This is a genomic window from Kocuria sp. CPCC 205231 (assembly GCF_040980965.1).
Classification (GTDB): domain Bacteria; phylum Actinomycetota; class Actinomycetes; order Actinomycetales; family Micrococcaceae; genus Kocuria; species Kocuria rosea.
On sequence record NZ_JAVKPP010000006.1, the window covers coordinates 169,986 to 181,825 of the forward strand.

General features: G+C 73.6%; 9 protein-coding genes and 1 tRNA gene. 4 read left to right on the forward strand and 6 right to left on the reverse strand.

Features of this window, described 5'->3' with window-relative positions:
* Positions 1-3: 3 nt before the first annotated feature.
* The gene (locus tag RF640_RS08245; RefSeq protein WP_031283239.1) at positions 4-969 is read right to left on the reverse strand and encodes an ABC transporter substrate-binding protein; all 966 of its coding nucleotides are present in this window, start codon (positions 967-969) and stop codon (positions 4-6) included.
* A 132-nt stretch (positions 970-1,101) separates the two neighbouring features.
* On the opposite strand from RF640_RS08245, the gene RF640_RS08250 reads away from it, so the two are divergent.
* Positions 1,102-2,052, forward strand: coding sequence for a LysR family transcriptional regulator (locus RF640_RS08250; protein ID WP_017833932.1), 951 nt, complete (start codon positions 1,102-1,104; stop codon positions 2,050-2,052).
* A gap of 94 nt (positions 2,053-2,146) precedes the next feature.
* On the forward strand, positions 2,147-3,748 hold the full coding sequence (mdlC, locus tag RF640_RS08255; RefSeq protein ID WP_368827446.1) for a benzoylformate decarboxylase: 1,602 nt from the start codon (positions 2,147-2,149) through the stop codon (positions 3,746-3,748).
* 23 nt (positions 3,749-3,771) lie between these two features.
* On the opposite strand, the gene manA is transcribed toward mdlC, so the two are convergent.
* Complete coding sequence (gene manA / locus RF640_RS08260) at positions 3,772-4,875, reverse strand: mannose-6-phosphate isomerase, class I (protein WP_035927721.1); 1,104 nt, start codon at positions 4,873-4,875, stop codon at positions 3,772-3,774.
* 73 nt (positions 4,876-4,948) lie between these two features.
* On the opposite strand from manA, the gene RF640_RS08265 reads away from it, so the two are divergent.
* Positions 4,949-6,349 (forward strand): phosphomannomutase/phosphoglucomutase, encoded by a 1,401-nt coding sequence (locus RF640_RS08265; RefSeq protein WP_035927725.1) that lies wholly within the window; start codon positions 4,949-4,951, stop codon positions 6,347-6,349.
* A 66-nt stretch (positions 6,350-6,415) separates the two neighbouring features.
* Here RF640_RS08265 and RF640_RS08270 read toward each other — a convergent pair whose 3' ends face one another.
* The 3 genes from RF640_RS08270 to RF640_RS08280 all read right to left on the reverse strand — a co-directional run bounded on the left by RF640_RS08270 (position 6,416) and on the right by RF640_RS08280 (position 10,197).
* A complete protein-coding gene (locus RF640_RS08270; protein ID WP_017833928.1) occupies positions 6,416-7,603 on the reverse strand; it encodes a globin domain-containing protein in 1,188 nt (395 codons plus the stop codon).
* A 58-nt stretch (positions 7,604-7,661) separates the two neighbouring features.
* Positions 7,662-8,153 (reverse strand): Rrf2 family transcriptional regulator, encoded by a 492-nt coding sequence (locus RF640_RS08275; RefSeq protein WP_017833927.1) that lies wholly within the window; start codon positions 8,151-8,153, stop codon positions 7,662-7,664.
* 178 nt (positions 8,154-8,331) lie between these two features.
* The gene (locus RF640_RS08280) at positions 8,332-10,197 is read right to left on the reverse strand and encodes a phosphoenolpyruvate carboxykinase (GTP) (RefSeq protein WP_368827449.1); all 1,866 of its coding nucleotides are present in this window, start codon (positions 10,195-10,197) and stop codon (positions 8,332-8,334) included.
* A 299-nt stretch (positions 10,198-10,496) separates the two neighbouring features.
* On the opposite strand from RF640_RS08280, the gene RF640_RS08285 reads away from it, so the two are divergent.
* Positions 10,497-10,572 (forward strand) — tRNA-Arg (locus tag RF640_RS08285).
* 83 nt (positions 10,573-10,655) lie between these two features.
* Here RF640_RS08285 and RF640_RS08290 read toward each other — a convergent pair.
* Positions 10,656-11,840 (reverse strand): FAD-dependent monooxygenase, encoded by a 1,185-nt coding sequence (locus RF640_RS08290; protein ID WP_368827450.1) that lies wholly within the window; start codon positions 11,838-11,840, stop codon positions 10,656-10,658.

Sequence of the window (11,840 nt, forward strand, 5' to 3'; positions counted from 1 at the left end):
CGGCTACGGCAGCAGCGCGTCGAGGTCGGGGGCCTGCTCGAGGGTCCCGTACTCCACGGCGGCGTCGCCCAGCTTCTGCAGCGCCTCGCGGTCGAACTCGGTGCGGAAGCGCGGCAGGGCCATCTCGGCGCGCAGCTCGTCGCTGATCTCCGTGTAGGTCCCGACGATCTCCCGGACCGCGTCCGGGTTCTCGTTCGCGTACTCGAGCGAGCGGTTCATGGCGTTCTGGAACTTCTCCACCAGCTCGGGGTCCTCCTCGAGCTTCTGGGCGGTCGTGAAGTAGCCGGCGATGTCGAGCTCCGGGTCGAACTCCACGAAGTTGTAGGACACCGCGCGGGCGCCCTCGTCGAGGACCTGGGTGAGGAACGGGTCGAGGATCCAGGCCGCGTCCACCTGGCCGCGGTCGAGCGCGGCCGGGGCGTCCGGGAAGCCGACCTCCACGAAGTCGATGCTCTGCGGGTCCCCGCCGGCCTGCTCGACGACGTGGCGGATCGTCGTGTCGCCGATGTTGTTGAGGTTGTTCACCGACACCGTCTTGCCGGCCAGGTCCTCGGGGCCCTGGATGTCCGAGTCGGCGGGCACCACCACGGCGCCGAAGTCCCGCTCGGTGTCGCCCGAGGTCGTGGTGCCGTTGGCGACGTACTCGAGGTCCAGCCCCTCGCCCTGGGCGACCATGACGGACAGGGTGTTGCCGAAGGCGAAGTCGAAGTCCCCGCTGACCACGCCCGGCACGGCGGCGGCGCCGCCGCTGGTGGTCTGGATGTCGAGGTCGATCCCCTCCTCCTCGAAGAAGCCCTGCTCCTCGCCCAGCCAGATGGCGGCGGTGTCGACGATGGGGATGACGCCGACGGTGACGGCCTGCATCTCCCCCTCGGCCTCCGTGCCGCCTCCGCTGTCGCCGCCGCCGCCGCACGCGGCCAGCGCCAGTACGGATCCTGCTGCTCCCAAGCCGATGAGCGGTCGCCGCATCGTGCCTCCCCTGTGTCGTCCGGTGCCCGTTGTGATGGGGATCACTCTAGTGACGTAGCATTCACAAACCAGTGCATGTTGTCGATGGACCGATGTATGACATCTATGAGCCGCTGACCGAGGAGGGGTGCCGTGGAGCTGGACCTGAACCTGATGCGCGTGTTCTGCACGGTCTACGAGCAGGGCAGCGTCACGGGGGCCGCCGCCGAGCTGCACCTCACCCAGCCCACGGTGAGCCACGCTCTGAAGAACCTGCGCCGGCAGTGCAACGACCAGCTGTTCGTCCGGGAGGGCCGGGGCCTGAGCCCCACGCCGTTCGCGAGGAGCATCTTCCCGCAGGTCAAGGCGGGGATCGCCCAGGTGACCGCGGCCGTCTCCTCGGGCGGGCTGTTCGACCCGGAGACCGCCCGCGAGCGCTTCACCCTGGCGCTGACCGACCTCGGGGAGCTGGCGTTCCTGCCGTCCGTCATGGTGGCGCTGCGGGAGCAGGCACCCGGTGTGGAGCTGACCGTGCTGCCCCTGGACGTGGAGCGCGTCCCGGAGGACCTGCTGCGCAACCGGGTGGACGCCGCGATCTGCGCCCCGTACATCGGCGGGCCCGGCATCGTCCGCACCGTCGTCGGCACCGACGAGTACGTGGTGATCGCGGCCCGCGGCCACCCGCGGGTCCGGGAGCGGCTCACGCTCGAGCAGTTCGCGGAGGAGCCGCGGATCCGGCTCGCCCCGTCGATGGGCCACGACCTCGCCGAGGTCGCGGCGGAGCGGGCGGGCGCCCCGGGCAGCACGGCCCTGCGGCTGTCCCACTTCACGGGCCTGGTCTCCGTGGTGGAGCGCACCGACTGCCTCGCGGTGCTGCCGCGGTTCCTCGCCGAGACGCTCCAGGAGGCGGCCGGGATCCGGGTCTTCCCGCACCCGGTCGAGATGCCGGTCCTGCAGCTGGCCGCCTACACCCGCGAGACCGCCCACCAGCGCCCGGCGCAGCAGTGGTTCGCGCGGCTGGTCGTGGACACGCTGCGGGAGTCCGTCTCGCCGGACCCGTCGGCGCCGCTGCGGCCCGGGCCCTGGCATCGTCGCCGTCTATGAGGGGATAGAAAACATCGACTGGCCGTGCCCCCGGCCCCCTTCTACTCTCGCGGTGAGGCGGCACGCCGGTGCCGCGTCCCGATTGGAGCGCAGCGTGACCACCATCCGTGCCAGGACCCACCGCTGGATGCAGGCCCGGGGCCTCGACACCGTGTTCGGCAACCCGGGCTCCAACGAGCTGCCCTTCCTGCGGGACCTGCCCCCCGGCATCCGGTACGTCCTGGGGCTGCACGAGGGAGTGGTCGTGGGCATGGCCGACGGCTACGCGCAGGCCACGGGCCGGCCGGCGCTCGTGAACCTGCACTCGGCCTCCGGCACGGGCAACGCCATGGGCGCGCTGACCAACGCCGCCAGCTCGCACACCCCGCTCGTGCTCACGGCCGGCCAGCAGGTGCGCGCCACGATCGGCGCGGAGCCCATGCTCGCCAACGTGGCGGCCCCGGACCTGACCTCCCCGCTGACGAAGTGGGCGGGCGAGCCGCTGTCCGCGCAGGACGTCCCCCGCATGCTGGACCAGGCCCTGTGGGAGGCGTGCACCGGGTCCCGCGGCCCCACCTACGTCTCGGTCCCCTACGACGACTGGGACCGGGAGTCCGCCGACAACGACGACTACCTGCTGCCCCGGCGGGTGGCCGAGGGCCTGCACCCGGCCCCCGAGCACGTGCGGGAGATCGCCGGTCTGCTGGCCGGAGCCCGCCGGCCCGCGCTGGTGCTGGGCTCCGAGGTGGACGCCGTGGCGGCGAACGGGGTCAGCCGCGAGCTCGCCGAGCTGCTCGGCGCCGACGTGTGGGTGGCGCCCTCCCCCTACCGGCTCCCCTTCCCCAACCGGCACCCGCAGTTCCGCGGGGTCCTCCCCGCCTCGGAGCGGGGCGTGCACGCCGCCCTCGAGGAGAACGACGTGGTCCTGGTGCTCGGCGCCCCCGTCTTCCGCTACCACCAGTACGAACCCGCCCGGTACCTGGCCGAGGGCACGCAGCTGCTGCACGTCACCGAGGACCCGGGCGAGGCCGCCCGGGCGCCGTTCGGGACCTCCTTCGTGGCCGGGCTCGCCGCGACGGCCGCGGCCCTGGTGGCCGCCCTGCACGAGCGGCGCGGCGGGGCGCGCCCGGCCGCCCCGGTCGGATGGACGGTGCCGCCGCCCGCCCGCGAGCCCGTGGACGGCGTCTTCCACCCGGGCGCCGTGTTCGAAGTGCTGCGCGAGACGGCGCCGGCGGACACCGCCTACGTGGTGGAGTCGACCTCCACCAACGGGGACTTCTGGAGGCACATGGACCTGCGGGAGCCCGGCTCCTACTTCTGGCCGGCCTCCGGCGGCCTGGGCTTCGGGCTGCCCGCGGCGGTCGGCGTGAAGCTGGCCCGGCCGGACCGTCCCGTCATCGGGGTGGTCGGCGACGGGTCGGCCAACTACGGGATCACCGCCCTGTGGAGCGCGGCGCAGTACCGGGTCCCGGTCGTGTTCGTGATCCTCAACAACGGCACCTACGGCGCGCTGCGCTGGTTCGCGGGCATGCTCGGCACGGGGGACGTGCCGGGGCTGGACGTGCCGGGCATCGACTTCCTGAGCCTCGCCCGGGGCTACGGGGTGCCCGCGCAGGCCGCGGGCACGGCCGCGGAGCTCGCCGACCTGGTGCGGCAGGGTCTCGCGGCCGAGGGTCCCACGCTCATCGAGGTCCGCACGGAGCTGACCACCCCCTGAGCGGCACCGCGCGCCGGGGCGGCTCAGCGGCAGGAGACCGTGAACACCCTAGCGTCGCCGGACAGCTCGACGGTGCCGGGGCCGCCCCGGTGCAGCAGCGACTCCCCGCCGGCCAGCTCCCACTCCCGGCCGGCGGCCCGCACCAGCGCCCGGTCCCCGGTGCTCAGCAGGACCGTGGTGCCCCGCAGCCCGACGGGCACGGCCCGTCCCGGCACGAGCTCGTGGGCGGTCAGCGACAGCCGCTCGTCCCACAGGGGGTAGACGCGGCGGCCGTGCTCGTCGGCGGCGGGCTCGACGACCTCCGGGGCCGCCTGCTCGTCGGCCAGCACGGCGAGCAGCTCGGCCACGTCCACGTGCTTGCCCGTCAGCCCGGCGCGCAGGACGTTGTCCGAGGAGCTCATCACCTCGATCGCCGTCCCGGACAGGTACGCGTGGAGCTGCCCGGCCGGGGTGTGCAGGGACTGCCCCGGGGCGAGGCGGACGTGGTGCATGCACACCGCGACCAGCAGCCCGCGGTCGCCCGGGTGCCGGTCGTGCACGTAGCGGACCAGCGAGGCCACCGGGTCCTGCGGGCCCGCGGCGCGGGCCGCGTCGACGGTCGCCGCCACGGCGGCCGCGGCGGCGTCGTCGTCGAGCGTCAGCACGGCCGGCAGCACGGGGCGCCCGCCGGCGGCGGCGTCGCGCAGCCAGTCCAGCCCCAGGCGCGCGGCGGTGGCGCGCAGCCGGTCCGCCGGCTGCACCCCCGTGAGCAGCTCCACGTCGGTGAGGGCCACGACGGTCTCGGGCTTGGCGGAGCGGTCCTTGTAGTTGCGCCGCGGGTCGTCGAGCGGGATCCCCGCCCGCTGCTCGCGCTCGAAGCCCGCCTCGGCCTGCTCCGGCGAGGGGTGGACCTGGATGGACAGGGGGGCGTCGATGGCCAGGATCTTGAGCAGGAACGGCAGGCCCTCCAGCGGCTCGTCCCGGCCGTCCCGGACGACGACGGAGGGCGCGGAGGGGTGCGCGCCGACCCACAGCTCGGCCTCGGGCTCGGGGCTCGGCACGGGTCTGCCCTGGAGGCGGGCCAGCACCTCGCGGGAGCCCCACGCATAGTGCTGGACGGGATTGCGCATGCGGAGGATCTCGACCATGCTCGTCATCCAATCACAGGACCGCCCGCGCCCCGCGGCACCCGGGAGCGCCCGTGGCCTAAGATCACCCCTTGTGACTATCGATCTCTCAGCTTCGTTCAAGGCCTACGACGTGCGCGGCATCGTGGGCGAGTCCATCACCGCGGAGACGGTCCGGGCCACCGGCGCCGCGTTCGTGGACGTCCTGGGCCTCGCCGGCCTGACGGTCCTGGTGGGCGGCGACATGCGCCCCTCCTCGCCGGAGTTCGTGGACGCCTTCGCCGAGGGCGCGGTCCGCCGCGGCGCGGACGTCGTGAAGATCGGGCTGATCTCCACCGACGAGCTGTACTACGCGTCCGGGACGTTCGGCGCCGCCGGGGTGACCTTCACGGCGAGCCACAACCCCGCCGAGTACAACGGCATGAAGATGTCGAAGGCCGGGGCCGTCCCGGTCTCCTCCGAGACGGGCCTCTACGACATCCGCGACCTCGCCCAGCGCTACCTCGACGACGGAGCGGTCCCGGAGGCCCCCGTCCCCGGCACGGTCACCGAGCGGGACGTGCTGACCGGCTACGCGGAGTACCTGCGCTCCCTGGTGGACCTGTCCGGGACCCGCCCGCTCAAGGTGGTGGTCGACGCCGGCAACGGGATGGCGGGGCTGACCACTCCCGCGGTGCTGGGCGACGCCGTGCTGGAGCCGCTGCCGCTGGAGGTCGTGCCCCTGTACTTCGAGCTGGACGGCACGTTCCCCAACCACCCCGCCAACCCGCTCGAGCCGGAGAACCTCGTGGACCTCCAGCGGGCCGTGCGCGAGCACGGCGCGGACCTGGGCATCGCGTTCGACGGCGACGCCGACCGCTGCTTCGTGGTCGACGAGCAGGGCGGGGCCGTCTCGCCCTCGGCCGTCACCGCGCTCGTGGCCGAGCGGGAGATCGAGCGCGCCCGGGCGGAGGGCGTGGAGAACCCGGTGATCATCCACAACCTCATCACGTCCCGCGCCGTGCCCGAGCTGGTCACCGCCCGCGGCGGCCGCCCCGTGCGGACCCGGGTGGGCCACTCGTTCATCAAGGCCGTCATGGCCGAGGAGGGCGCCGTGTTCGGGGGCGAGCACTCCGCGCACTACTACTTCAAGGACTTCTTCAACGCGGACACCGGGATGCTCGCCGCGATGCACCTCCTGGCCGCGCTGGGCGAGCAGGACGGGCCGCTGAGCGAGCTGATGCACCAGTACGACCCGTACGCGGCCTCCGGTGAGATCAACTCCACGGTGGAGGACAAGGCCGGTGCCGTCCGGCGGGTCGTCGACGCCCTGGCCGGCCGGGACGTGAGCGTGGAGGAGCTGGACGGCACCACGCTCAGCTGCCCGGACGAGGGCTGGTGGTTCAACCTGCGCCCCTCCAACACCGAGCCGTTCCTGCGCCTCAACGTCGAGGCGAAGGACCCGGCGACGATGGAGCGGGTCCGGGACCGGGTGCTGGACATCGTGCGCGTCTGAGACCCCGGCACGCAGCGGGGCCCCGCCGGACGAGCCGTCCGGCGGGGCCCCGTGCGCTGCGGGCGCTCAGACCGCGGCGGTCTCGCGCGCCTCGTCGTGGAGCATCCACTGGTCCGGGCCCAGGATCTCGTAGGCCACGCTGCGCCCCGGGACGCCCTGGGCGATCACGGCGGAGCGGACGGCCTGCATGAAGGGCAGCGGGCCGCACAGCACCACCTGGGCGTCGGCCGGGATCCGCACGGCGCCGAGGTCCATGAACCCGTCGTGGTCGCCGTCCCCCGGGGTCTCCATCCAGGTCTCCAGGCGGGCGTGGGGCAGCTCGGCGACCAGCATCTCGTGCAGCTCCCGCAGCGCCCAGTCCTCCGCCGAGCGGTCGGCGTGCAGGACGAGGACCTGCCGCTGCGACTCCTGGCGGACGAGCCGGTCCAGGAACGCCAGCATGGGGGTCACGCCGATGCCGGCGGAGGCCAGCACGAGCGGCCCCTCCCCCTCCGGGAGCACCACGTCCCCGTAGGGGTTGGAGACCCGCAGGACGTCGCCCACCTGCACGTCGTGGCAGAGCACCGGGGTGACCTCGCCGCGCTCGTCGAGTCGCACGGCGATCCGGCGGGTCCCCTCGGGCCCGGGCACCAGCGTGAACTGCCGCGGCTGGTCCACGCCGTCGGGCATCCGCACCTCGACGGTCACGTACTGGCCGGCCACCGCGGGGGTCATCGGGGTGCCGTCGGCGGGCTCGAGGGTGATCGCCGTGGTGGTGGTCCCGGTCTGCTCCTTGGCCGCGACCCGGAACGGGGCGAAGACCACGCTGTTCGCCTGGCCCGCGTAGAGGCCCTCCTCGATCTTGATCAGGGCGTCGGCCATCAGCCAGTACACCTCGTCCCAGGCGGCCACGACCTCGGGCGTCGCGGCGTCGCCGAGGTCCCGGGCGATCGCGCCGAAGAGGTGCTCGTGGACGATCGGGTAGTGCTGGGGCAGCACGCCCAGGGACGCGTGCTTGTGCGCCACGCGGGAGAGCAGCTCGTCCGGGTAGCCCTCGGGGTGGGTCAGCAGCCAGGAGGCGAACATCGCGATGGAGCCGGCGAGGGCCTGCGCCTGGGTCCCGTTCTTCTGGTTGGAGCGGCTGAACATGCCGTCCAGCAGATCGGGGCGCGCCTCGAACATGGACCGGTAGAACTCGGGGGTGATGAACGGGATGCGCTCGGCGACGACGCCGATGGTCTGCTCGATGACGGGACGGGACTGGTCGGACAGCACGGTTGCCTCCTGGGGAGCCGGTGGATGACTCCTCAAAAGTAGCATCTGAAATGCTTGATTACGTCATCGGCGGCGGCGCGCCCCCCGCGGTGGCCGCCGGCGGCTCGGGCGGGCGCAGCCCGATGGACACCAGCACCGGGCCCACCTGCCGCTCGCTCACGAGGTCCCGCACCCGCACGTCGTCGAGCGCGCCGTAGAAGGCCTCCCGCGCGTCCGCGAGGGCGCGGCGCAGCCGGCACCCGCGGTCCAGCGGGCAGTCGCCGCCGGCCGACTCGCACTCGACCATCGCGGAGCCCGCCTCCAGCTCGCGCAGGAGCGAGCCAACGGTGGCGTCCAGGCCGGCGGGGGTGATCGACACCCCGCCGGTGCGGCCGCGGCTCGAGGCCAGCAGCCCGAGCCCGCTCAGCCGGCCCACGGTCTTGGTCACGTGGTGGTAGGGGGCGCCCACGCCCTCGGCGATGGCGCGCGTGGTGAGCTTCTCCCCCTCGGGGACGGCTCCTGTCAGCAGCAGGACGCGCAGGGCGATGTCCGAGAACGCGGTCAGCCGCACGGCGGGGTCCTCCGGTCGCTCATGGCGGCTCCTTCCGAGACCTCGCGCGTCCCGGCCGGCCGCGGGAGCGCCCCCATTGTCCCACGCGGGCGGCGGACGCGGACGAGGGGCCTCCCGGCACGGGAGACCCCTCGTCCGACCGCCGGCCCCGGGGCGCCGCAGCGCCCCGGGACGGGGATCACGCCTGGTTCAGGCGGTCCTCCAGCCCGGCACGCTGCTCGAGGATGGGCTCGGGCACGTGGCCGAGCCGGTGGAACCACTCGTCGATGCTGGGCAGCTCGGCCCGCCACTCCTCGACGTCGACCTTGAGGGCGGCCTCGAGCTCCTCGTCCGAGACGTCCAGGCCGGTGAGGTCGAGGTCCTCCTTGGTGGGCACGATGCCGATCGGGGTCTCCCGGCCACCGGCCGTGCCCTCGAGGCGGTCGAAGATCCACTTGACCACGCGGGAGTTCTCGCCGAAGCCCGGCCAGGCGAAGCCGCCGCTCGGGGTGCGGCGGAACCAGTTGACGTAGAAGACCTTCGGCATGTCGTCCTCGCCGATGCGCTCGCCGACCTCGACCCAGTGCTCGAGGTAGTCGTTGGCGTTGTAGCCGATGAACGGGAGCATCGCCATGGGGTCGCGCCGGACGACGCCCACGGCGCCCTTCGCGGCGGCGGTGGTCTCCGAGGACAGCGTGGCGCCCTGGAACACCCCGTGCTCCCAGCCGAAGGACTGGGAGACGAGCGGGATGGTGGTCTTGCGGCGGCCGCCGAAGACGATCGCGGACAGCGGCACGCCCTCCGGGTCGTCGTACTCGGGAGCGAGGATGTCGGCCTGCTTGATCGGGGTGCAGAAGCGCGAGTTCGGGTGCGCGGCGGGACGGCCGCTCTCCGGGGTCCAGTCGCGGCCCTTCCAGTCGGTCAGGTGCTCGGGCGTCTCGTCCGTCATGCCCTCCCACCAGACGCCGCCGTCGTCGGTGAGCGCCACGTTGGTGAAGATCGTGTTGCCCCGGGCGATGGCGCGCATGGCGTTGGGGTTGGTGGGCCACCCCGTGCCCGGAGCCACGCCGAACAGACCGGCCTCCGGATTGGTCACCCGGGCCTGGCCGTCCTTGCCGAAGCGGATCCAGGAGATGTCGTCGCCGACCATCTCGGCCTTCCAGCCCTCGAGCGTGGGCTCGAGCATCGCGAAGTTGGTCTTGCCGCAGGCCGAGGGGAAGGCCGCGGAGATGAACCGGCTCCTGCCCTCGGGGTTCGTGACCTTGAGGATGAGCATGTGCTCGGCAAGCCAGCCCTCGTCGTGGGCGATGGCGGAGGCGATGCGCAGGGCGTAGCACTTCTTGCCGAGCAGGGCGTTGCCCCCGTACCCGGAGCCGAAGGACCAGACGGCCCGGTCCTCGGGGAAGTGCACGATGTACTTGGCGGGGTTGCAGGGCCAGGGCACGTCCTGCTCGCCCGGGGCCAGCGGGGCGCCCAGCGAGTGCAGGCACTCGACGAAGAAGCCGTTCTGCTCGGTCATCTTCTCCAGCACCGGGGTGCCGATGGTCGCCATGATGCGCATGGAGCACACCACGTAGGCGGAGTCGGTGATCTCCACGCCGTAGCTCGGCCGCGAGGCCTCCAGGTGGCCCATGACGAAGGGGATGACGTACATCGTGCGCCCGCGCATGGCGCCGCGGAACTTCTTGCGCAGGGAGCTGCGCATCACCTCCGGGTCCTCCCAGTTGTTGGTGGGGCCCGCCCCCTTCTCGGTCTTGGTGCAGATGAAGGTGCGCTCCTCGACCCGGGCGACGTCGTCCGGGTCAGAGAACGCGGCGAAGGAGTTGGGAAACTTCTCCTCGTCCAGGCGGACGAAGGTGCCGGCGTCCACGAGCTCGTCGGTGAGCTGCGTCCACTCGGCCTCCGAGCCGTCGACCCAGTGGATGCGGTCCGGCTGGGTCAGCTCCGCCATCTCCCGCACCCACGAGAGGAGGTGCGCATGGGTGGTGGGCGCGCTGTCCAGCGCGCCCTTCACAGCCTCGTTCAGCCCGGTGGTCTCCGTCGTTGCAGTGGGGTTGTCAGCCATTGACATGTCTCCTCGTTGAGGCCGTCCGCCGACCGCCCGGGGCTCTCGTGGTGGTGCTCGTCGTCGAACACTCGACCCGGTGTCACCGGGCCCACAGTGAGCGGCGTGGAGGTGGGCGGCCGGTCTCTACTGTGATGTGGGTCCATCGTATCGCCCCGGCCCCGGCCGCCCCAGCAGGGTTACGCGCGCCGCGGCCCGTCGCGCCGGGTGCCGGGCGGGGCGCCCCCGGATTTTGCGCAGCCGGGGGCCGCATGTAGAGTGATGTCCGGTTTGAACGGCGGTGACGCCGGGACGCCGATGCGCCTGTAGCTCAACGGATAGAGCATCTGACTACGGATCAGAAGGTTGGGGGTTCGAATCCCTTCGGGCGCACCATCCACGAAAGAGCCCCTCACCGGCGGAGACGCCGGTGAGGGGCTTCTTCGTGCCCGGCCGCTGCGGCCCGGGCCGCGGACGGCTCAGGCCGGGGCCGCGGCGAGCGCCCGGACGTCTCCCCCGGCGCGCCCCACGAGGCCGCGGGTCACCACGGTGTCGAGCCCCGGGAGGGCGGCCAGGCGCAGCGCCAGGCGCCGCGCCTGGCGGCGGGCGCGGGAGGACGGCAGGAACCACTGCGCCCCGCCGCGGGCGACGCGCTGCTTCTCCGCCACGACCGGCCGCCAGACCCGCTCCCAGCCCGTCAGCGCCTCCTCGACCGACCCGGCGCGGTCGAGCCGCTCGGCGAGCAGCCACGCCCCGGCGATCCCCAGCGAGGCGCCCTGGCCGCCCAGCAGGGACACCGCCTGGCCCGAGTCCCCGAGCAGCACGACCCGGCCGCTGCTCCACCGCGGCAGCTCGACCTGCACCACCTGGTCGTAGTAGAGCCGGTCCCCGCCGGGACAGGCCTCCAGGACGCGGGGCACGATCCAGCCCAGCGAGCCGTGGACGGCACGCAGGGTGCCCCGGGGGTCGGCCGGCAGGGACGGTGCGGCGGCCCGGTGCACGGCGAACACCGCCAGGCGCCCGTCGCGCAGCCCGTAGAACCCCATCGCCCGGTCGACGCTGTCCGTGAGGCAGAAGCGGTCGCCGACCTGCCGGCACGCCTCCGGGTCGTCGACCACGAACGCCGCCGTGTGCAGGCCCAGCCAGCGGCGGAAGCGCTCCTCGGACCCGAACGCGGAGCGCCGCACCGCCGAGTGCACCCCGTCGGCGCCGACCACCAGGTCGGCGTCGAGCACCGTGCCGTCGTCGAGCACCGCGCCCGCCCCGCCGGGCCGCTGCCGGACCCCGGCGACGCGCCGGCCGTAGCGGAGCTCCGCGACGCCCCGGGCGTGCTCGCGCAGCACCCGCTCGAGGTCGGGGCGCATCACGCTGACCAGGTGCCCGTCGAGGGCGTGGGCGAACCGGGCGAACGGCAGCCCGGCCCGGTCGCGGCCGCGGTCGTCCACGTAGCTGAGCCGCTCGACCCGGTAGCCGAGCTCCAGGACCGCCGGCAGCACGCCCATCTCCTCGGCGGCGTCCCAGCCGGGGCCGAAGAAGTCCATCATGTAGCCCTGCTCCCGCGGGCGCGGCGCCCGTTCCAGGACCACCACGTCCCAGCCCCGCCGGCCCAGGCACCCGGCCAGGGCCAGTCCCGCGATGCCCGCCCCGCAGACGACCGCGCGCAC